This window comes from Tsukamurella asaccharolytica (assembly GCF_007858435.1).
In the GTDB taxonomy this organism is placed as follows: domain Bacteria; phylum Actinomycetota; class Actinomycetes; order Mycobacteriales; family Mycobacteriaceae; genus Tsukamurella; species Tsukamurella asaccharolytica.
Window position 1 is genome coordinate 89918 of record NZ_VIGW01000008.1, and the last position, 21156, is coordinate 111073.

Genomic DNA, 21156 nt, shown 5'->3' on the forward strand with positions numbered 1-21156 from the left:
TTGCAAGACCGGGCTTTCCCGTTTGGGGTGGATGACGGGACTCGAACCCGCGACAGCCAGAATCACAATCTGGTGCTCTACCAACTGAACTACACCCACCAGGTGCCTGGGATCGCCAGGCTGGGAGAACTCTACCCGACGGTTCCGGCGGAATCCAATCGGTATGACGCCCACCCTGTCGATCCGGCGACCTGCGGTCTCAGGCCGGGCCGAGCTCCTGCACGGCAGCGGTGATCTGCTCGGTCGACGGGCCGGGCGCGGGCACGAAGGCGGTGCTGCGGTAGTACTTCAACTCGCGGATCGACTCGCGGATATCGGCGAGCGCACGGTGTGCGAGGCCCTTGTCCGGCTGGCCGAAGTAGATGCGCGGGTACCAGCGGCGGCACAGCTCCTTGATCGAGCTGACGTCCACCATTCGGTAGTGCAGGAAGTCGTCCAGTTCCGGCATCTCCTTGGCGATGAAACCCCGGTCGGTGGCGATCGAGTTGCCCGCCAGCGGCGCCGCGCCCGCCTCGAGGTGCTCGCGGAGGTAGGCGAGCACGGCCTCCTCGGCCTCGCGCACGGTCACCGTCGACGCCCGGACATCGTCCGTCAGGCCCGAGCGGGCGTGCATCTCCTGCACCACGGGCGGCATGGCGGCGAGCGCCTCCTCGTCGGCGTGGATCACCAGGTCCACGCCGTCTCCGAGGATGTTCAGGTCCCCGTCGGTCACCAGGGCGGCGATCTCGATGAGCCGGTCGGAGGTCAGGTCGAGGCCGGTCATCTCACAATCGATCCACACGAGTTTGTCGTCCACGCCGATCAGCGTAGCCAACGCCAACGGTCGTGGACGGGCGCGTCCCGCAACCTGGTATCGATGTCGACGACCCGTCAGAACCTCCATCGACCCAGGTCTCGGCTAGGGTTTGCACCGTGACTGACAACGCGAAATCCCCGGCGCAGACGATCGCCGCGGGTTACGAATTCTCGGGGCCCGCCCTGGAGCTCGGAACCGTCCTCGTGGACGGCACCGTCGACCCGTCGGCCAAGGTGCGGATCCCGCTGGCCATGATGAACCGCCACGGCCTGGTCGCCGGCGCCACGGGCACCGGTAAGACGAAGACGCTGCAGCTCATCGTCGAGCAGCTGTCGGCCAACGGCGTGCCCGTCGTGCTCGCCGATATCAAGGGCGACCTCGCCGGCCTGTCCAAGCCGGGCGAGGCCAACGACAAGACCGCAGCTCGCGCCACCGACACCGGCGACGACTGGAAGCCGTCCGGGGTTCCGGCGGAATTCGTCTCCCTCGGCACCAACGGCGTCGGCGTTCCGATCCGCGCGACCATCTCCTCGTTCGGCCCGATCCTGCTGTCGAAGGTGCTCGGCCTGAACGCGACCCAGGAGTCGACGCTCGGCTTGATCTTCCACTGGGCCGATCAGAACCAGCTCGAGCTGCTGGACCTCAAGGACCTGCGCTCGGTGATCCAGTACCTCACCTCGGCGGAGGGCAAGGCCGACCTGGAGGGTATCGGCGGCGTGAGCAAGCAGACCGCCGGCGTGATCCTGCGCGCCCTGGTCAACCTCGAGGCCGAGGGCGGCGACACCTTCTTCGGCGAGCCCGAGATCGACATGGGCGACCTGCTCCGCACCGCGGGCGGCCAGGGCGTTGTCACCCTGTTCGAGCTCGGCGACCAGGCCGCGCGGCCGACGCTGTTCTCCACCTTCCTCATGTGGGTGCTGGCCGATCTGTTCCAGTACCTGCCCGAGGCCGGCGACCTCGACAAGCCCAAGCTCGTCTTCATCTTCGACGAGGCGCACCTGCTCTTCGCGGACGCAAGTAAGGCGTTCAAGGACCAGGTCGAGCAGACCGTCAAGCTGATCCGCTCGAAGGGCGTGGGCGTCTTCTTCTGCTCGCAGCTACCCACGGACATCCCGAACCCGGTGCTCAGCCAGCTCGGCGCGCGCATCCAGCACGCGCTGCGCGCCTTCACCCCGGAGGATCAGGCCGCGCTGAGCAAGACGGTCAAGACGTACCCGACGTCGCCTGCCTACAAGCTCGACGAGGCCCTCACCAGCCTCGGCATCGGCGAGGCGATCGTCACCGTGCTCTCCGACAAGGGTGCGCCGACGCCCGTCGCGTGGACCCGCCTGCGGGCCCCGCGCTCGCTGATGTCCGCGATCGGCGACGATGCCGTCCGGTCGGCCGCACAGGCGTCGCCGCTGTGGGCGAAATACGCGCAGACCGTCGACAACCTGTCGGCGTTCGAGAAGTTGTCGCAGAACGCCCAGCAGGCGCAGCAGGAGAACGCGCCGGCCGAGCAGGCCCCGCCGCCCCCGCCGGCGCCCAAGAGGGAAGAAGAGGAGTCCGGTTGGGTGTCGGACGTGATGAGTAACCCCGCCGTGAAATCCTTCCTGCGGTCCGCGGCGTCCAGCGCCGGTCGAGAGCTGTCCCGCAGCATCTTCGGCACCAAGCGTCGCCGCTGACGCCTCTGCTCGCGACGCAGAACGCCGCCCGCCCCGTGCAACCACGAGTCGGGCGGCGTTCTCCGCGGCGGCGGGTGCTCCCGGCCGCGACGATCAGTCGCCCGCGAGCTTCTTGTACATCTCGCCGACGATGGGCGCCATGATCGCGCGCGGGGTGTAGTGGCCGGCCATGGACATGCCCTTCGAGAGCAGGCCCGGCACGACGCGCATCTTGTTCTTCTCGAGCGCGTCCAGGGTCACGCGCGCGGTGTACTCGGTGTTGACCCAGAGGAACTCCGGCACGACCTTCTCGACCGTGGAGCGGTCCTCGGGGTCGGGGAGCTCGGTACGTACCGGGCCGGGCGCGAGCAACGTGACATGCACCCCGGTCTTCTTCAGCTCACCGCGCAGCGACTCGGAGAAGGTGTTGGCGAAGGCCTTCGAGGCCGCGTAGGTGGCATTGTTCGGGATCGGCATGTTGCCGGCGGCGGAGCCGGTGATCATGATGCCGCCGCTGCCGCGCTTGACCATCTGGGGGAGGACCGCGAGGGTCAGGTCGTGGACGGCGTTGGCGTTGAGCTCCAGCTGCGCGCGCTCGTAGTCGAAGTCGAGGTCGATGACGCGGCCGAAGGTCGCGGTGCCGGCGTTGTTGCACAGGATGGAGATCTCGCGGGAGCCGAGCTCCTCGCAGAGCACGGCGCGGGCGGCGTGATCGGAGAGGTCGACGCCCCGGACCTCGGCTTCCACGCCGAACTCGGCGCGCAGCTTCGCGGCCAGCTCCTCCATCGGGCCGGTGCTGCGGGCCACGAGGATGACCGAGTGGCCGCGGCGGGCGAGCTCCGTCGCGAGGGCGACACCGATGCCGGAGGAGCCGCCGGTGACGACGGCGCGGGCGGACTGATGGGGTGCGGGTACTGGCATGGGGGAGATGCTACGGGAGGCCGCGGGCGAGCCGACATCGCGAAGATCGCACTGTGACCTCCGGACTCGGCGGCCTCCCGGATGCGGCGGATCGCGTCCGGACCGCGATCCGCCGCACCAGGTCCGACTATGACGCTCGCGGGGCTAGAGTGAGGCCGCGAGCTCGGTGCCCTGCCGGATCGCCCGCTTGGCGTCGAGCTCGGCGGCCAGCGCGGCGCCGCCGATCACGTGCGCCTTCACGCCACGCTCGGCGAGCGCCTCGTCGAGGTCCCGCACCGACTCCTGGCCGGTGCACAGGATCACCGTCTCCACGTCCAGCACGCGCGCGTCCGTGCGGTCCTCGCCGAAGGTGATGTGCAGGCCGGCATCGTCGACCTTCTCGTAGTTGACGCCGGTGAGCTGCTCGACCTTCTTCATCTTCACGGCGGCGCGGTGCACCCACCCGGTGGTCTTGCCGAGGCCGATGCCCTGCGGGGTGCTCTTGCGCTGCAGCATGTAGACCTTGGAGCGGGTCGACGGCGCCGGAGCCGGCTTGGTGATGAAACCGGGCACGTCGCCCTGGCGCGTGACGCCCCACTCGGCGTTCCACTCGTCGAGGTGCAGGGTGGGCGACTTGTCCGTGGTGACGAACTCGGCCACGTCGAAGCCGATGCCGCCGGCGCCCATGATGGCTACGGTGTCGCCGATCTCCTTGGCGCCGCTGATCGCCTCGGCGTAGGTGATGACCTTCGGGTGGTCGACGCCCGGGAACGACGGGACGCGCGGCACGACGCCCGTCGCGATGATCACCTCGTCGAACTTGCCGGCCAGGTCATCGACGGTCGCCTCGGTGCTCAGGTGCACCGTCACCTGGTTGCGGTCCAGCATTGTGCGGAAGTAGCGGATGGTCTCGTTGAACTCTTCCTTGCCCGGGATCTTCGCGGCGTAGCCGAACTGGCCGCCGATCTGATCGCTCGCCTCGAAGAGGTCCACCTTGTGGCCGCACTCGGCGGCGCTGACGGCGGCGGAGAGTCCGGCCGGCCCGGCGCCGACGACCGCGACGCGCTTGGCGGCGCGGGTCGGCGCGAGCACGAGGTCCGTCTCCCGGCCGGCACGCGGGTTCACCAGGCAGGAGACCTTCTTATGCACGAAGGCGTGGTCGAGGCAGGCCTGATTGCAGCCGATGCAGGTGTTGATCTCCTCGGCCCGCTCGTCGCGTGCCTTGTTCGCCCACTCGGGGTCGGCGAGGAGAGGGCGGGCGATCTGCACGAGCTGCGCGTCGCCCCGCTCGAGCAGTTCCTCGGCGGTGGCGGGCATGTTGATGCGGTTCGCGGCGCACACCGGGATGTTGACGGCGCGCGTCACATCGGCGGTGAACGCCGCGAAGGCGGCGCGGGGGACCGAGGTCACGATCGTGGGAACGCGGGCCTCGTGCCAGCCGATGTCCGTGTTGAGGATGTCGACGCCGGCGGCTTCGAGTTTGTGCGCCAGCGTCAGGATCTCGTCGCGGGTCTGGCCCTCCTCGACGAAGTCCGCCATCGACAGACGGAAGACGACGATGAAGTCGTTACCGCAGCGTTTGCGGATCTCCCGCACGATCTCGACGGGGAATCGCTGACGGTTCTCGGCGGAACCGCCCCACTTATCGGTGCGCTTGTTGGTGCGCGCCGCCAGGAACTGGTTGATGAGGTAGCCCTCGCCTCCCATCACCTCGACGCCGTCGTAGCCGGCCTTCTGCGCGGTGCGGGCGGCGTTGCCGAAGTCGCGGATGGTCTTGCGCACCTCGAAGTCCGACATGGCGCGCGGTTTGAACGGATTGATCGGCGCCTTGATCGCGCTCGCGGAGGCGCTCAGCGGGTTGTACGAGTACCGCCCGGCGTGCAGCAACTGCATCGCGATCTTGCCGCCCTCTCGGTGCACCGCGTCGGTCACCTTCTTGTGCAGGATCGCGTCGAGTGGGCTGGACATCTTCGCGCCGGCGGGCAGCAGCCAGCCGGTGATGTTGGGGGAGTAGCCGCCGGTGATGATGAGCCCGACGCCGCCCTTGGCGCGCGCCGCGAAGTACGCCGCGAGTTTGCCGATGTCCCATGGCATGTCCTCGAGGCCGGTATGCATGGAGCCCATCACGACGCGGTTCTTCAGCGTCGTGTGACCGAGGTCGAGGGGTTCGAAGAGGTGGGGATACTTGGCTGACATTGGCTGATCCTTCTCCGTTGAGCAGGGACTGGGGCTGATGGGGGGCTTGATTCAGGGGGCGAGCGCGGTGAGTACTTCGTCGAGCCAGGCGACGGTGCTCTGTTCGGAGTACACGCCCCCGCGCAGCACCAGGTGCTGCTGTAGGGCGGTCCCGGTGAGAGTGGCCGGCGCCGGGTAGTCACGGGCCTCGAGGGAGCGGAAGAGGTCCGCCCGCTCGGCGTGCAGCTCGCGCACGCGCCGGATCTCGGCGATCAGGTCCGGTAGGTCCGACGGTGCCGCGCCCCGGATCTTGGTGGCCAGTTCGCGCCGATCCATGGCGTCTTTACCCGGGGTGCGGATCCACTCCGAGAGGACCTTCCGGCCGGAGTCGGTGATGGAGTAGACCTTCTTGTCGGGCTTGCCGTCCTGCGCCTGTTCGACGTAGACGACGAGGCCGTTCTCCGTCATTCGTGCGAGCGTCTTGTAGATCTGCTGGTGCGAGGCCCGCCACCAGTGCCCGATCGAGCGGTCGAAACGCCGGGTGAGCTGGTACCCGGTACCCGAACGCTCGCTCAGGGAGACGAGCAGTGCGTGTTCGAGGGCCACACCCGCGACGGTACCGCGACGATCGACACTATGCAACAAGTTGCACAGGGTGGTAGGCAAGAGTCGGGTGAGCGCGCCGCTGCCGATAAGATGACCACCGCACCACTGCCTCCGTAGCTCAGTTGGATAGAGCATCGGCCTTCTAATCCGAATGTCGCAGGTTCGATTCCTGCCGGGGGCGCTCACGGGCGGCGACCTTCTCGGCCGGATCCCCTTCCGAGCGAGGATCGGCTGGCTACGCTGAGCCGATGCCCAGGATCCGGCTGCGTACGCAGATCCTCCTGCTCCAGGTGGTGATCATCATCATCAGCCTCACCGTGGGCTTCGGGATCGTCCTTCATCGCGTCGCCACCGACACGCGCACCGAGTACGGCTACCGAGCGAAGGCGATCGCCGAGACGGTCGCCTCCGACACCGAAGTCCGCGCCGGCGCCGCCGGGCAATCGGCGGCGCGGCGGGCCGGACGCCCGGCCGCGCAACAGGAACTCGCGGCCGCCCCGTTGCAGCGCCAGGCGCTCGCCATCACCGAACGCACGCACGTCCTCTTCGTGGTCATCGCCGACGACGCGGGCTACCGCATCGCCCACCCGGAGCCGTCCCACCTCGGCGCGCCGCTGAGCACCGACCCGTCCGCCACCCTCGCCGGGGAGGTTGAGGTGTCCCAGCAGCGTGGAACGCTGGGCGAATCGGTCCGCGCCAAGGCCCCGGTGCTCGGGGACGACGGCATCGTCGTCGGACTGGTCAGCGTCGGCATCGCGACGGAGACCGTGGACGAGGCCGCGCGGCGCGCCCTACTCCTGCTGGTGGGGCTCGCCGCACTCGCTCTCGCCATCGGCGTCCTCGGATCCGGACTCCTCGCACGGCGGTGGCGGCGCCTCACCCTCGGCCTCGAACCCGAGGAGATGGCCGAGCTCATCCGAGAGCAGAACGCTGTCCTGTACTCGGGCTCCGAGGGCGTGATCGCAATCGACGCGGAGGGCGTCACCCGGGTCATCAACGACCGGGCCCGCGAGTTGCTCGGCGTCACGGCCGAGGCGGGCACGCCGCTCGCCGACCTCGGCCTGACGGACCGGGTGGCGGGCGTCGTCGAGACACCGACCGAGGTGCCGGTCGCCGCCGCGGTGAACGAGCGCGTCGTCCTCGTCGCCTCGCGGCGGGTGATCCGGGGCGACACCGACTTGGGCACGGTGCTCACCGCCGTCGACCGGACCGACGTCGAGGCGCTGACCCGGGAGCTGGACTCGGTGCAGGCGATGAGCGCGGCGCTGCGCGCGCAGCGGCACGAGTCGGCGAACCGGATCCACGTCGTCGCCGGGCTGCTCCGGGACGGCCGTACCGACGAGGCCCTGGCGTACCTCGACGAGATCGCGGGCCGCGCGGGTGTTCTCCCGGTCTCCGGTCTCGATCGCCTCGACGAGCCGCACCTGCGGGCCTTCGTCTCCGCCAAGGCGGCGCGGGCCCGCGAGCGGGGCGTCGTCCTGCGCGTCGGCGCCGACACGGCCCTCGTCGGCGTGCTCGCCCACCCCGTCGACACCACGACCCTGGTCGGCAACCTGCTGGACAACGCCATCGACGCGGCCGGCGACGGCCCCGCACCCCGGGAGGTGGAGCTCGACGTGCTCCGTGACGGCGACGACCTCGCGATCATCGTCGTCGACAGCGGCCCCGGCTTCGCCGTCGACGACCCCTTCGCCGAGGGGGTCAGTACGCGCGCCGATCCGACGGTGCCCGGCGGGCGCGGGCTCGGCCTCGTCATCGCCCGCCAGGTCGCCCGCGGGCACGGGGGCGAGGTGACCGTCGTGGCGCGGGGCGACGACGGCGAGCCCACCACCGTCATGGCCACACTGCCCCGGGGGGTGTGCGACGATGCCTGACGACCTGCGGATCCTCGTCGTCGACGACGACTTCCGGGTGGCCGCGGTGCACGCGAAGATCGTGGACGCGATGGTCGGCCTCACGACCGCGGGATCCGCACGCAGCCTGTCCGAGGCCCGCGCGATCCTCGAGCGCGACCGGGTCGATCTGGCGCTCGTGGACGTCTACCTGCCGGACGGTTCGGGGATCGACCTCGTCCGCGAGCTGCGCTGTGATGCGTTCATCCTCGGCGCCGCCGACGACGCCGCCAGCGTCCGGGCCGGCCTCGCCGCGGGGGCGCTGCAGTACCTCATCAAGCCTTTCGCGACGACGGAACTGGCCCGCAGGCTCGGCGCCTACACCGCGTACCGCCGGATCCTCGGCGCCGGCGAGGTCACGCAGGAGCAGGTCGACGCCGCGGCCTCGGTGCTCCGCAGCGAGCGGCCCGCCTCGCGGCGCGACGAGTCCGGCTCGGTCACCGAACGGCGGATCGTCGAGGCGCTGCGCACCGCCGACGGGCCGATGCTCGCGGACGACCTCGCCTCGGAGGTCGGCGTCTCCCCGGCGACCGCCCGGCGTTACCTCGCGGAGCTGGTGCGGGAGGGAACGCTGACGATGGCGCTGCAGTACGGCGCCACCGGCAGGCCGCGCCAGCGGTACACGCTGAGCTGAATTCCACGCGCGCCCGCCGGCCGATCCTCCGACTCGTCCGTCGCGGCACCCCGGGGCGCGGTCGACCCTGCCCCGACGGCATGGTGTCTCCTGGAGTCATCCCGACGAAAGGAGTGACCACCATGCCGCTGCCGAACCTCATCACCGTCGAGGAGTTCTTCGCTTCGCCCGTTCGGGCCGCAGCGAAGATCTCGCCCGACGGCACCCGGATCGCCTTCCTGGCGCCGTCGAACGACCGGCTCAACGTCTGGGTCGAGGACCTCGATGGGGATGCGCCCGCCCGGCCCGTCACCGCCGACGCGACCCGCAGCGTCCAGATGTTCTACTGGACCACCGACCCTCGCTGGCTGATCTACCTGCAGGACAACGGGGGCGACGAGCGTTGGCACCTCCTGCGTGCGGACCTGGACGATCCCGGCGCGCCGGCCGTGGACCTCACCCCGTTCGACGGGGCGACGACCTTCCTCATGGACCTCCCGATCGCCCGCCCCGGCATCGCGATCATCTCCACCAACGCCCGCAAGGTCGACGAGTTCGACGTCTTCGAGCTCGACATCGCGACCGGCGGCCTCACCGAGATCGAACGCAATCCCGGCAACGTCGCCGGCTGGGTCTACGGCGCCGACGGCACCCTGTTCGCCTCGACCCAGGACGCTGCGGGGGCGATCGCGATCTGCCGGTGGGACTCCGGGACGCGCGAACTCCGACCGATCGCCGCGTTCGACGGCCTCGACTACCCGCTGGGCGTGTTCCCGATCGTGCCGGCGCCCGACGGCGGGCTCTGGCTGGGTTCCAACCGCGGGACCGATCGCACGCGCGTCGTGCACCTCGACGGCGTGACCGGCGAGGAGACCGAGGTCGATGCGCACCCGTCGCTCGACCTCGACACCACCGGCCTCGTCGCCCCGATCCTGCCGCAGCCGCTCATCGTCGACCCGCGCGCCGGCACGCTGCTCGGCGTGCGGTACCTCGGTGAGCGACAGGAGATCCGCGCGCTGGACGCGCGGTTCGGCGAGGTGCTCGAGGCACTGCGGGGCCTCTCCGACGGTGACGTCGGCGCCCTGTCCTGCGACCTCGACGGGAACCGGTGGGTCGTGTCCTTCGTCCACGACCGGGACCCCGGCGCGACGTACGTCTACGACCACGGCACGGGCGAATCCCGCCTGCTGTTCCGGCCCTTCCCGCACCTCGATCCCGCGCAGCTGGCGCCGATGGAACCGGTCACCGTCACCGCCCGCGACGGTCGCGCGCTGCCCTCCTTCCTGACCCTGCCGCAGGGCGTGGACCCCGTCGGCCTGCCCCTGGTACTCCTCGTGCACGGCGGGCCGTGGTCCCGCGACACCTGGGGCTATCACGGCGAGGTGCAACTGCTGGCGAACCGCGGTTATGCGGTGCTGCAGGTGAACTTCCGCGGCTCCACCGGCTACGGCAAGGCCCACATGCAGGCGGGGATCGGCGAACTGGCCGGCGCGATGCACGACGACCTCATCGACGCCGTGGACTGGGCCGTCGCGGAGGGCATCGCCGACCCGGAGCGGCTCGCGATCTTCGGCGGCTCCTACGGCGGCTACGCCGCACTGGTCGGCGTCACCTTCACCCCGGACGTCTTCGCCGCGGCCATCGACTACGTCGGGATCTCGAGCCTGCCGAACTTCATGGCGACCCTGCCCGAGATCGCCCGGCCCTATCTGGCCAACAACTGGTTCCGGTACGTCGGCGATCCGTCCGACCCCGAGCAGCTGGCCGACATGCTCGCCCGCTCGCCGATCACGAAGGTCGACGAGATCCGGACCCCGCTGCTCGTGGTGCAGGGCGCGAACGATCCGCGGGTGGTGCAGGCCGAGTCCGACAACCTCGTGGAGGCGCTGCGCGCCCGCGGCGTCGAGGTGGAGTACATGGTCAAGGCCGACGAGGGGCACGGCTTCGTCAACCCGGAGAACACGATCGACCTGTTCCGAGCCACCGAGCGCTTCCTCGCGGAGCACCTCGGCGGGCGCGCGGGGGAGTCCTGACCGCGGCGCTCAGTCCTTCGGTCGGTTGTCGATGAGCCGCCGGGCCTTGCCCACCGAGCGCTCCAGGCCGCCGGGCTCGACGACGTCCACGGACACGGTGACGCCGATCGTGTCCTTGATCCGCTTGCGCAACTGCTCGCCGGCCGCGCGGTCGACGCGGCCGGCGGGGCGGTGCTCGACCCGCACCGTGAGCTGATCCATCCGGTCCGGACGGTCCAGGACGCACTGGAACTGCGGCGCCAGCTCGTCGATCCCGAGGATCAACTCCTCGATCTGGGTGGGGAAGAGGTTCACGCCGCGGAGGATGATCATGTCGTCGGTCCGGCCCGTGACCTTCTCCATCCGGCGCACCGCGCGGGCGGTGCCGGGCAGCAGGCGCGTGAGATCGCGGGTGCGGTACCGGATGATCGGCGTGGCCTGCTTGGTGAGCGAGGTGAAGACGAGCTCGCCGTGCTCCCCGTCGGGCAGCACCTCGCCCGTCATCGGGTCGATGACCTCGGGGTAGAAATGGTCTTCCCAGATGTGGAGGCCGTCCTTCGTCTCCACGCACTCCATCGCCACTCCGGGGCCGATCACCTCCGAGAGCCCGTAGATGTCCACGGCGTCGATCCCCGCGTCCTGCTCGAGCTCGGCGCGCATCTTCTCGGTCCACGGTTCGGCGCCGAAGACGCCCACCCTCAGGGTGGTCGCTGCCGGGTCGATACCCATCGCGGTCATCGCGTCGAGGATCGTGAGCATGTAGGACGGGGTCACCATGATCGCGTCGGGCTCGAAGTCCCGGATCAGCTGGATCTGCCTCTCCGTCTGACCGCCGGACATGGGGATCACCGTGGCGCCCAGCCGCTCGGCGCCGTAGTGCGCGCCGAGCCCGCCCGTGAACAGGCCGTACCCGTAGGCCACGTGCACCCGGTCGCCGGCGCGCACGCCCGCGGCCCGGAGCGAGCGCGCGACGACCTCGGCCCACATGCCGACGTCCTCGGCGGTGTAGCCCACCACGGTGGGGCGCCCGGTGGTGCCGGACGAGGCGTGCACGCGCGAGACCCGCTCGCGCGGAACGGCGAACATGCCGAACGGGTAGTTCTCCCGCAGGTCGGCCTTCGTGGTGAACGGGAACTTCGCGAGATCGCTCAGGTCCAGCAGGTCGGACGGGTGCACGCCCGCCTCGTCGAAGGCCCGGCGGTAGTGCGGGACGTTCTCGTAGGCGTGCGCCAGCGACCAGCGCAGGCGTTCGAGCTGGAGCGTCGCGATCCGGTCACGGGAGGCGAATTCGATGTCGTCGGAGGGGGTCGCCGTCGTCATGGGCTGGACGTCCTCGGGCTCGGGGGGTATCAGGCGTCGAAATCGACGGTGACGTCGTCGCTGGTGGGATAGGTCTGGCAGGTGAGGACGAAGCCGGCGGCCACCTCGTCGTCCTCGAGTGCGTAGTTGCGCCGCATGTCGACGGTGCCCCGCAGCACCTTGGCGCGGCAGGTGCCGCAGACGCCGCCCTTGCACGCGAACGGGAGGTCGGACCGGACGGCCTCGGCGCCGTCGAGGAGCGTCGCGTTCTGCGACGTCGTGCCGGTGACGCTGCGGCCGTCGAGGACCACGGTGACCTCGCTGGTCGGGCCCTCGACCCCACGCTCGACGTGCCGTTCCTGCGGCGGCGGGGTGCCGTCGTCGACGTGGAAGAGTTCGCGGTGCACCTGGGTGCGGGCGACGCCGAGATCGCGCAGGACGGCGACGGCGTCGGCCACCATGCCGTGCGGGCCGCACAGCCAGAAGTGGTCGGCGTCCGCCGTGGGGATCACCGTCCGCAGCAGCTCCCGGAGTCGTGCGGCGTCCACGCGGCCGGTGAACAGCTCCACGTCGCGCGGCTCGCGGGAGAGCACGTGGATCACGTCGAACCGGTCGTGGTACTGGTCCTTGAGATCGGCGATCTCGTCGGCGAACATCACCGACCGGGCGCGGCGGTTGCCGTAGACCAGGATCACCCGGGAAGCCGGGTTCGTCAGTACCGTGGCGGCGATCGACAGTACGGGGGTGATCCCGGAGCCCGCAGCGATGAGCACGTGCACTCCGGCGACCCCGGGATCGGCCGCGAACGTGCCCGTGGGGCCCTGCACCTCGATCGTGTCCCCCGCCCGGACCTCGCGCACGAGCCACGTGGAGAACAGGCCGTCGGTGACCTCGCGGACGCCGACACGGGGGCGCCGGCCCACCGGCGAGCAGATCGAGTACGAGCGGCGGTGTTCGACGCCGTCGATCGTGCGCCGCAGGGTGAGCGACTGGCCGGCGGCGAAGGCGAACTCGTCGGCGAGGTCGGTGGGGACGTCGAAGGTGACGGCGACGGCGTCGTCGCACAGTGGCTCGACGCCGGCGACGGTCAGCGGGTGGAACGCCCGGCCACGGGACGCGGCCCCCGTGGCGGGGGAGGCGGCGGCGGTCATCAGATCTCCTTGACGTGGTCGAAGGGCTCGCTGCAGTCGAGGCATCGGTAGAGCGCCTTGCACGGGGTCGCGCTGAACTCGGAGTCGAGCCGTGTCGCGGTGGAATCGCAAGAGGGGCAGGTGACCGCGCGTCGGCGTGGGCCGAGTGTCAGCGGGATCGGGCCGGCGCCGCGCTGCGGCGCCGCGCCGGGGGTGGAGTAGCCGGCGGCGCGCAGTTTGGCGCGTCCCGCGTCGGTGATCCAGTCGGTGGTCCAGGCGGGGGACAGGGCGGTGCGGATCGTGACCTTCCGGTATCCGGCGGCGCGGAGCGCGGATTCGATGTCGGCGCGGATCGTGCCCAGGGCGGGGCAGCCGGAGTACGTGGGCGTGATGGTGACGTCGACCGCGCCGTCGCCGGGCTCGGCGACGGCGCGCACGATGCCGAGGTCGGCCAGCGTGACGACGGGCATCTCGGGGTCGAGCACGGCGCCGACCACCTGCCCGGCGGGGGAGGCAGCTGCGCGCATCGTCACCACGTCCCGTCGGGATGGGCGCGGGCCACGGACTGCATCTCGGCGAGGATGCGACTGAGTTCCTCAGTGTGCAGGCCCTGCCGGCCGGCGCGGCCGCCGACCCGGGCGACGGCGGGCGGCCCGGGAACGGGGAGACCGGCGGCGCCGAACGTGAGTTCCATGACCGCGTCGAACTCCGGCCGCAGGCTGCTCGGGTCCACCCCGATCCCGACGGCGGCCAGCGCGCCCTCCTCGGCCGCGGGCTCGAACAACTCGGGCACGTACGGCCACACCCGCGCGATGGCCGCCTCGGTCCGGCGGCGTGACTCGTCCGTGCCCTGCGCCAGCGTCACGACCCACCGCGCCGCGTAGTCCCGGTGGTAGGTCAGTTCCTTGACCCCCTTGGCGGCCACCGCCGCCAGCACCGGATCCCGGGATCCGCGCAGTGCGTCGAACAGCGCGAGGCGCGCGGTCGCGAAGGCCAGCAGGCGGACGACGGTCACGGCGAAGTCACCGTTGTCGAGCTCGACGAGGCGCACGTTGCGGAAGTCCCGCTCGTCGCGGAAGAACGCGAGCGCGTCCTCGTCCGGAACGGGGGACGTCGCGCCCAGCGCGGGGACGACGGCGCCGTCGGCGGCCGCGGCCCGCGCCAGGAGCAGCCGCGCCTGGCCGAGGAGGTCGAGGCCGATGTTGGCGAGCGCCACCTCCTCCTCGAGCTCGGGGGCGCGGGTGCTCCATTCGGCGAGGCGCTGCGCGGCGATCAGTGCGTCGTCGCCGAGCATCAGGCAGTAAACGGCGAGGTCGTGGGGGTCGACGTCGTCGGGGACCGTCGTGTCGACGCCGGCCAGCGGCTCGTCGAAGCTGGTGCCGAAAGCCCATTGGCCGTGGCCGTCGGCATCGACGAGGCCGTCGTAGACGCTGTCGTGATCGATCATGACTGGATTCCTGTTCGCGGCGGTGCGGGCGTCCCGGTGACCCGGGGGTCACATGTGCGGGACGGCCTCGGGAATGTCGTAGAACGTCGGGTGGCGGTAGACCTTGTCGCCGCTGGGGGCGAAGAACGGGTCCTTCTCGGAGGGGCTGGAGGCGACCACGTCGGCCGAGCGCACCACCCAGATGCTCACGCCCTCGTTCCGGCGCGTGTAGACGTCGCGGGCGTTGCGCAGCGCCATCGCGTCGTCGGCGGCGTGCAGCGAGCCGACGTGCACGTGATTGAGGCCGCGCTTGCCACGCAGGAAGACCTCGTAGAGCGGCCATTCGGCCCGGATCGGTTCACTCATGTCCAGCTCCTTCTGCCGTGGCGGCGCGCGCGGCGAAGGCCGTGGCGGCGCGCGCGGCGAAGGCCGTGGCGGCGGCGCGAACCCACGCGCCGTTCTCGTGTGCGGAGCGCCGGTTCTTCAGGCGCTCCACGCTGGTGGCGCCGTTGCCCTTGACCACCTGCATGAACTCATCCCAGTCGGGCTCGCCGAAGTCGTACGAGCCACGCTCGGCGTTCCACCGGAGGTCGGGATCGGGGAAGGTGACCCCGAGGATCTCGGCCTGCGGGACGGACATGTCGACGAAGCGTTGGCGCAGCTCGTCGTTGGTGTGCCGCTTGATCCGCCAGGCCATCGACTGCGCCGAGTTCGGGGACCGGTCGTCGGGCGGCCCGAACATCATCAGGGACGGCCACCACCAGCGGTTCACCGATTCCTGGACCATCTCCCGCTGCGCCTGCGTGCCGGACATCATGGTCATCAGTAGCTCGAAACCCTGGCGCTGGTGGAAGGACTCCTCCTTGCACACCCGGATCATGGCGCGCCCGTACGGCCCGTAGGAGCTGCGGCAGAGCGGCACCTGGTTGCAGATGGCGGCACCGTCGACCAGCCAGCCGATGACGCCGACGTCGGCGAAGGAGAGGGTGGGGTAGTTGAAGATCGACGAGTACTTCTGCCGCCCCTCGATGAGGTTCTCCGTGAGCTCGGCGCGGTCGACGCCCAGCGTCTCGGTCGCGGAGTACAGGTAGAGGCCGTGTCCGGCCTCGTCCTGCACCTTCGCCATGAGGATCGCCTTGCGCCGCAGGGACGGCGCGCGGGTGAGCCAGTTGCCCTCCGGCTGCATCCCGATGATCTCGGAGTGGGCGTGCTGGGCGATCTGCCGGATCAGCGTCTTGCGGTAGCCGTCGGGCATCCAGTCGCGCGGCTCGATCCGCTGGTCGGCCTCGACGATCTGCTGGAACTGCCTCTCCAGGTCGTCAATGGTATCGGTCATGTCGCTTCCTTCCGGGCCGCGGACGATGCTTCGCCCGTGAATGCGGGCCTGCGTTTGTCCAGGAACGCCGCGACGGCGCCGCGGTGATCCGCCGTGGCGGCGAGCGGCGCTGCGGCTGCGCGCTCGCGTTCGAGGGCGTCGCCGAGCGGGGGGAGCGAGGCGGTGACGAGGGCCTTGGCCGCGGCGAAGGCGGCCGTCGGCCCCGCGGCGAGCCGGCGCGCCGCCGACTCGGCCGTGGCCGCCGCGTCGTGGTCGGGCGCGACCTGCGCGATCAGGCCCCAGTCGAGGGCCTGTGCGGCCGAGATCCGCTCGCCGAGCAGCAGGAAAGCGCGGGTGCGCACGGCGCCGATCGCGTCGACGAGGGAGCGGGTGAGCCCGGAGTCGGACGCGAGGCCGATGGAGGTGAACGCGGTGGCGAAGGTGGCGCTCTCGGCGGCGATCACCACATCGGCGGCGAGCGCGATGCCCAGGCCGGCGCCCACGCAGGCGCCCTGGACGGAGGCGACGACCGGGACCGGCAGTCCGGCGATCGCCGAGATCAGTGGGTTGTAGTGCTCGGCGACCGTGTCCATCGACCGTTCCGGCGACGCTGCGAGGGCAGCGGCGTGCTCGGCGAGGTCCTGGCCGACGCAGAAGTTGCGGCCCTCGGCGCGGATCAGGACGGCCCGGACGGACCCGTCCGAGGCGATGGCGCGGACGCCGTCGAGCAGGGCCGTTTTGAGGGCGAGGTCGAGCGCATTGGCAGCCGCGGGCCGATTCAGGGTGAGGACGGCGAGGCCGTCCGTGACGGTGAGGGTGACGGAATCCATGCGTTCTCCTCTGCGATGGTGACCCGGCGGGTCAGGACCAGGTGTGGAACCCGCGGCCGGTCTTGCGTCCGAGGTCGCCGCGGGCGACCATGTCGCGCAACAACTGCGGGGGTGCGAATCGTTCGCCCAATGTCGACGTGAGGTGCTCGGCGATCGCGAGCCGCACGTCGAGGCCCACGAGGTCCGTGGAGCGCAGCGGGCCCATGGGATGGCGGTAGCCGAGCTCCATGGCCCGGTCGATCGACGCGGCGTCGGCCACGCCCTCCTCGAGCATGCGAATCGCCTCGAGCCCCAGGCACACGCCGAGCCGACTGGTGGCGAAGCCGGGGGAGTCGTTGACCAGTACCTCCTGCTTGCCCAGCAGTTCCACCCAGCCGCGCACGCGGTCCACCACTTCGCCGGCAGTGTGCGGGGTGCGAATGATCTCGACGAGCGTCGACGCCGGCACGGGATTGAAGAAATGCATCCCCACGAGGCGCGACGGGGTGTCCAGGGCGGCCGCGAGGACCGCGATGGACAGCGAGCTGGTGTTGCTCGCGATCACACACTGCGGGCCGACGACACCCTCGACGCGGTGCAGCACGTCGAGCTTGAGGTCGATGATCTCGGGCACGGCCTCGACGACCACCTCGGCGTCGGTGGGGAGCTCGTCGATCCGGGCGGCGACGGCGACCCGTGCGAGCACCTCGTCGGGCGCTGCGCCGCCGAGCGTTCCGCGCTCGGCGGCACGCTGCAGCCCGGTGGCCACACGCTCCGCCGCGGCGGCGCGGTCGCCGTTCTCGGCGATCACGACGGACGAGCCGAGCGTGGCGAAGACCTGCGCGATACCGGCGCCCATCCGGCCTCCGCCCACGACGCCCACGGTGGAGGGTGCTGTGGTCATCGGCGGTTCCTCTTCTCCAGGAATGCGGTCATGCGGTCCCGTTTGTCGGAGGTCTCGAACAGGACGGCCTGCGCGACGTCCTCGACTCGCCCGGTGCCGCTGACGATCGCCTTGGTCAGGCGCAGCGCGAGCCCGGATGAGGCAGTGATGCGGTCCACGATCCGGTGCGCGGCGGCGAGGTGTTCGCCTGTGGGGACGACGTCCATCACGAGTCCGCAGCGCAGCGCGGCCGCTGCGTCGAGCGAGTGGCCCGCGAGCAGGACCTGCTTGGCCACGGACTCGCCGACCAGCGCCGGCAATCGGTACGTGGCGCCCGCCGCTGCCAGGATGCCGAGCCCGGGCTCGGGGTTCCCGAAGACCGCGGTCTCGGCAGCGATCCGGAGGTCGCAGGCGTAGCTGAGCTCCGCGCCGCCGCCGAGGGCGTAGCCGCTCACCGCAGCGACCGTGGGCAGGGGAAGGGCGGCGAACCGGTCGAACAACGTCCGGTTGATCCCGGCGAGAGCCTGATCGCGCCCGCGCTCGCGGAGCTCCCCGATGTCGGCGCCGCCGGCGAAGTGCTCGCCGGCGCCCGCCAGCACGACCGGGGCGGGATCGGACTCGATCAGGCCGCAGACGGTGTGCAGGTCCGCGACCATCGCGGCGTTGATGGCGTTGCGCGCCGCCGGTCGGTCGAGGGTGACGACGTACCGGTCGTCCGTGCGCAGTACGGAGACGGTGCGGAGGCGGGGGAGGGTTGCCGGCGCGGGGTCGGTCATGGCGCTTCCTCCTTCAGTCGATGCCCCGAAATAGTAACCGATCATTCGGTCGGTAACAAGATTATGGACGGCTCCGGGTTGCGGGATGGGAGAATCCGACAATGGCTGCAACTCCCGCCCCTCGGCGCACTGGCTCCCCTGGTCGTCCCGGTTACGATCTCGACTCCCTCCTCGCGGTCGCCGTCCGCGTCTTCAACGAGCGCGGCTACGACGCCACGAGCATGGACGTGCTGGCGAAGAACCTGGGGCTGACGAAGTCCTCGATCTACCACCACGTCGCGGGCAAGGAGGAGCTGCTCGAGCTCGCGCTGGGTCGCGCGCTGAGCGGGTTGTTCGCCGTGACCACCGAGGCGGGCGCGACCGCCGGCAGGTCGGTCGACCGACTCGAGTACCTGTTGCGCCGCAGTGTCGAAGTGCTGGTCGCGGAGCTCCCGTACGTGACATTGCTACTTCGTGTGCGCGGCAACTCCGATGTCGAGCGGCGCGCGCTGGCGCGGCGCCGCGAATTCGACGCCGTGATCGCGGACCTGGTGGCGGGCGCCGTCGCGGAGGGTGACGTGCGCCCGGACGCCGACCCCGCCGTCACGAGCAGGCTGTTGTTCGGCATGGTCAACTCGTTGGTCGAGTGGTACCGCCCCCGTTCCGATCGTCCGGTGAACGAGGTGGCGAACGCCCTCGTGGCGATCGCCTTCGACGGGCTGCGCCGTACCTGAGCGAGGGCGACGGCCGTTCTTGACACACGCAGGCGTGGCGGGCCACTCTTATTACCGACCAAACGTACGGTAATAAGGAGTGAGCGTCATGGGCGGCAGGATGCTGGAGAGCTATGCGTGCGGCCGGTGGCACCGCGCGACGGACGAGGGCCGAGCGGTGGTCAGCCCCGTCGACGGGGCCGAGGTCGCGAGGGTCTCGTCGACCGGCCTGGACGTCGCCGCGATGGCGACCTACGCCCGCGAGACCGGCGGCCCTGCCCTCGCCGCACTGACCTTCCACGAGCGCGCCGCGGCGCTCAAAGCGCTCGGCCTCACCCTGATGGCGGGCAAGGCGGAGTTCTACGCCGAGTCCGCCCGGACCGGCGCCACCGAGCGGGACTCGGCCGTCGACATCGACGGCGGCTTCGGCACCCTGCTCAGCTACGCCAGCAAAGCAAAGCGCGAGCTTCCCAACGACGTGATCCACCTCGACGGTCCCGTCGAGCAGCTCGGCAAGAAGGGCACCTTCGTCGCGCGGCACGTCCACACCTCGCGCCGGGGCGTCGCGGTGCAGATCAACGCCTACAACTTCCCCGTCTGGGGCTTCCTCGAGAAGTTGGCGCCCGCCTTCATCGCCGGCGTGCCCACCATCGTCAAGCCCGCCACCCAGACGGCCTACCTCACCGAGCTCGTCTTCCGCCGGATCATCGAATCCGGACTGCTCCCCGAGGGGGCCGTGCAGCTGCTGTGCGGGAACCCGGCGCCCCTGCTCGAGGCCCTCGGCGGCCAGGACTCCGTCGCCTTCACCGGCTCCGCACACACGGCGGCGATCCTGCGCGCGCACCCGGTTCTCGTGGAGCGCAGCGTGCACTTCACCGCCGAGGCCGATTCGCTCAACGCCTCCGTCCTCGGCTCCGACGTCACGCCGGACGCCCCGGAGTTCGAGCTGTACGTCAAGCAGCTCACGATCGAGATGACCGTCAAGGCCGGGCAGAAGTGCACCGCCATCCGCCGCGCGCTCGTCCCGGAGTCGATGGTCGACGCGGTGATCGAGGCCGCGCGGGCGCGCCTCGACCGGGTGGTCGTGGGTGCGCCCGGCGCCGAGGGGGTCACCATGGGCCCCGTCGTCTCCCTGGCGCAGCGCACCGACGTGCTCGCGGCCGTGGACAAGCTCCGCGGGGCCGCCGAGCTGGTGGTCGGCGATCCGGACCACGTCGCCGTGGTCGGCGGGGACCGCGCTACCGGCGCCTACCTGCCTCCGATGCTGCTGCGCTGCACGGATCCCGAGGCGCCCGAGGTGCATGAGATCGAGGCCTTCGGGCCGGTCGCGACGGTCATCGGCTACCGCGACACCGCCCACGCGGTCGAGCTGATCGCGCGCGGTGGGGGCAGCCTGGTGGCCTCCCTGGTGACCGCCGATCCGCGGCTCGCCAGGGACGTCCTGCTCGGGGTCGCCCCGTACCACGGCCGGCTCCTGGTGCTCAACGCCGAGAATGCCGGGGAGTCCACCGGCCACGGTTCGCCGTTGCCCGTGCTCGTGCACGGCGGTCCGGGTCGCGCCGGCGGCGGCGAGGAGCTCGGTGGCATCCGCGGCGTGTTGCACCACATGCAGCGCACCGCGATCCAGGGCACCCCGGAGGTGCTCGCCGCCGCGACCGGTCAGTGGGTCACCGGTGCACCGCGCGTGGAGAGCGACGAGCACCCGTTCCGGAAGTCGTTGGCTGAGCTCAGGATCGGCGACACCATCGAGGGCGGACCGCGCACCGTCACCCTCGCGGACATCGGCCACTTCGCGGACTTCACCGGCGACACCTTCTACGCCCACACCGATCCGGTGGCAGCGGCGGCGAACCCTCTGTTCGGCGGCATCGTCGCGCACGGCTACCTCGTGGTGTCCTTGGCGGCGGGCCTCTTCGTCGACCCCGCGCCCGGCCCCGTGCTGGCGAACTTCGGTGTCGACTCGCTCCGCTTCCTCACCCCGGTGCGCGCGGACGACGCGCTGACGGTGACCCTCACCGCCAAGCAGATCACCCCGCGCAGCGGCGCCGACTACGGCGAGGTGCGCTGGGACGCCGTGGTCGTCAACCAGGACGGCGCGCCCGTCGCCACCTACGACGTGCTGACCCTCGTCGCGAAGACCCGGGACGGCGGCGAAGGCCGGTGACCGCCATCGCGCGGGGCGGGGAGTG

19 protein-coding genes and 2 tRNA genes are annotated in these 21156 nt (G+C 70.9%); 7 read left to right on the forward strand and 14 right to left on the reverse strand.

Annotated elements, in window-relative coordinates; genetic code table 11:
* Nucleotides 1-23: 23 nt before the first annotated feature.
* Together FK529_RS14865 and orn are read right to left on the reverse strand one after the other, a co-directional pair.
* Nucleotides 24-99, reverse strand: a tRNA-His gene (locus tag FK529_RS14865).
* A 100-nt stretch (nt 100-199) separates the two neighbouring features.
* Nucleotides 200-796, reverse strand: a complete 597-nt coding sequence (gene orn, locus FK529_RS14870) for an oligoribonuclease (protein ID WP_146562568.1) — start codon at nt 794-796, stop codon at nt 200-202.
* A 116-nt stretch (nt 797-912) separates the two neighbouring features.
* Between orn and FK529_RS14875 the strand changes: the two genes are divergently transcribed.
* Nucleotides 913-2460, forward strand: coding sequence for a helicase HerA-like domain-containing protein (locus FK529_RS14875; RefSeq protein WP_146562570.1), 1548 nt, complete (start codon nt 913-915; stop codon nt 2458-2460).
* A 93-nt stretch (nt 2461-2553) separates the two neighbouring features.
* On the opposite strand, the gene cmrA is transcribed toward FK529_RS14875, so the two are convergent.
* From cmrA to FK529_RS14890, 3 genes are all read right to left on the reverse strand, one after another.
* Nucleotides 2554-3360, reverse strand: coding sequence for a mycolate reductase (gene cmrA, locus FK529_RS14880; protein ID WP_146562573.1), 807 nt, complete (start codon nt 3358-3360; stop codon nt 2554-2556).
* 144 nt (nt 3361-3504) lie between these two features.
* Nucleotides 3505-5535: an NADPH-dependent 2,4-dienoyl-CoA reductase gene (locus FK529_RS14885; RefSeq protein ID WP_146562575.1), complete on the reverse strand. Its 2031-nt coding sequence runs from the start codon at nt 5533-5535 to the stop codon at nt 3505-3507.
* A gap of 51 nt (nt 5536-5586) precedes the next feature.
* Nucleotides 5587-6120: a PadR family transcriptional regulator gene (locus FK529_RS14890; RefSeq protein WP_158635130.1), complete on the reverse strand. Its 534-nt coding sequence runs from the start codon at nt 6118-6120 to the stop codon at nt 5587-5589.
* A gap of 107 nt (nt 6121-6227) precedes the next feature.
* On the opposite strand from FK529_RS14890, the gene FK529_RS14895 reads away from it, so the two are divergent.
* The 4 genes from FK529_RS14895 to FK529_RS14910 all read left to right on the forward strand — a co-directional run bounded on the left by FK529_RS14895 (nt 6228) and on the right by FK529_RS14910 (nt 10658).
* A tRNA-Arg gene (locus tag FK529_RS14895) sits at nt 6228-6301 on the forward strand.
* Nucleotides 6302-6368: 67 nt separating this feature from the next.
* Nucleotides 6369-7994 carry a sensor histidine kinase gene (locus FK529_RS14900; RefSeq protein ID WP_146562580.1) on the forward strand — a complete coding sequence of 542 codons (1626 nt, stop codon included), beginning with the start codon at nt 6369-6371 and terminating at the stop codon, nt 7992-7994.
* Nucleotides 7987-8646, forward strand: coding sequence for a response regulator (locus FK529_RS14905; RefSeq protein ID WP_146562582.1), 660 nt, complete (start codon nt 7987-7989; stop codon nt 8644-8646). Before FK529_RS14900 ends, FK529_RS14905 begins: the two co-directional genes overlap by 8 nt.
* 122 nt (nt 8647-8768) lie before the next feature.
* Nucleotides 8769-10658: a S9 family peptidase gene (locus tag FK529_RS14910; protein WP_146562585.1), complete on the forward strand. Its 1890-nt coding sequence runs from the start codon at nt 8769-8771 to the stop codon at nt 10656-10658.
* Nucleotides 10659-10667: 9 nt separating this feature from the next.
* Here FK529_RS14910 and paaK read toward each other — a convergent pair whose 3' ends face one another.
* From paaK to FK529_RS14955, 9 genes are read right to left on the reverse strand one after another with little or no spacing between them, the layout of a single operon-like run.
* Entirely contained in the window at nt 10668-11957 is a 1290-nt protein-coding gene (gene paaK, locus FK529_RS14915) for a phenylacetate--CoA ligase PaaK (protein ID WP_146562587.1), read from the reverse strand.
* 29 nt (nt 11958-11986) lie between these two features.
* A complete protein-coding gene (paaE, locus tag FK529_RS14920) occupies nt 11987-13087 on the reverse strand; it encodes a 1,2-phenylacetyl-CoA epoxidase subunit PaaE (protein ID WP_146562591.1) in 1101 nt (366 codons plus the stop codon).
* The gene (paaD, locus tag FK529_RS14925; RefSeq protein WP_146562593.1) at nt 13087-13593 is read right to left on the reverse strand and encodes a 1,2-phenylacetyl-CoA epoxidase subunit PaaD; all 507 of its coding nucleotides are present in this window, start codon (nt 13591-13593) and stop codon (nt 13087-13089) included. The genes paaE and paaD overlap by 1 nt, the downstream gene beginning before the upstream one ends.
* Nucleotides 13594-13595: 2 nt before the next feature.
* Nucleotides 13596-14513, reverse strand: coding sequence for a 1,2-phenylacetyl-CoA epoxidase subunit PaaC (gene paaC / locus FK529_RS14930; RefSeq protein WP_146562597.1), 918 nt, complete (start codon nt 14511-14513; stop codon nt 13596-13598).
* 48 nt (nt 14514-14561) lie between these two features.
* Nucleotides 14562-14858, reverse strand: coding sequence for a 1,2-phenylacetyl-CoA epoxidase subunit PaaB (gene paaB / locus FK529_RS14935; protein WP_146562599.1), 297 nt, complete (start codon nt 14856-14858; stop codon nt 14562-14564).
* The gene (paaA, locus tag FK529_RS14940) at nt 14851-15828 is read right to left on the reverse strand and encodes a 1,2-phenylacetyl-CoA epoxidase subunit PaaA (RefSeq protein WP_146562602.1); all 978 of its coding nucleotides are present in this window, start codon (nt 15826-15828) and stop codon (nt 14851-14853) included. Before paaA ends, paaB begins: the two co-directional genes overlap by 8 nt.
* Nucleotides 15825-16637, reverse strand: a complete 813-nt coding sequence (locus FK529_RS14945; RefSeq protein WP_146562605.1) for an enoyl-CoA hydratase/isomerase family protein — start codon at nt 16635-16637, stop codon at nt 15825-15827. Before FK529_RS14945 ends, paaA begins: the two co-directional genes overlap by 4 nt.
* Before the next feature lie 31 nt (nt 16638-16668).
* The gene (locus FK529_RS14950; protein ID WP_146562607.1) at nt 16669-17520 is read right to left on the reverse strand and encodes a 3-hydroxyacyl-CoA dehydrogenase family protein; all 852 of its coding nucleotides are present in this window, start codon (nt 17518-17520) and stop codon (nt 16669-16671) included.
* Nucleotides 17517-18275, reverse strand: coding sequence for an enoyl-CoA hydratase/isomerase family protein (locus tag FK529_RS14955; protein ID WP_146562609.1), 759 nt, complete (start codon nt 18273-18275; stop codon nt 17517-17519). Before FK529_RS14955 ends, FK529_RS14950 begins: the two co-directional genes overlap by 4 nt.
* Nucleotides 18276-18376: 101 nt before the next feature.
* On the opposite strand from FK529_RS14955, the gene FK529_RS14960 reads away from it, so the two are divergent.
* Both FK529_RS14960 and paaZ read left to right on the forward strand, forming a co-directional pair.
* Nucleotides 18377-18988, forward strand: a complete 612-nt coding sequence (locus tag FK529_RS14960; RefSeq protein WP_146562611.1) for a TetR/AcrR family transcriptional regulator — start codon at nt 18377-18379, stop codon at nt 18986-18988.
* 88 nt (nt 18989-19076) lie between these two features.
* A complete protein-coding gene (gene paaZ / locus FK529_RS14965; protein ID WP_146562613.1) occupies nt 19077-21131 on the forward strand; it encodes a phenylacetic acid degradation bifunctional protein PaaZ in 2055 nt (684 codons plus the stop codon).
* Nucleotides 21132-21156 lie beyond the last annotated feature (25 nt).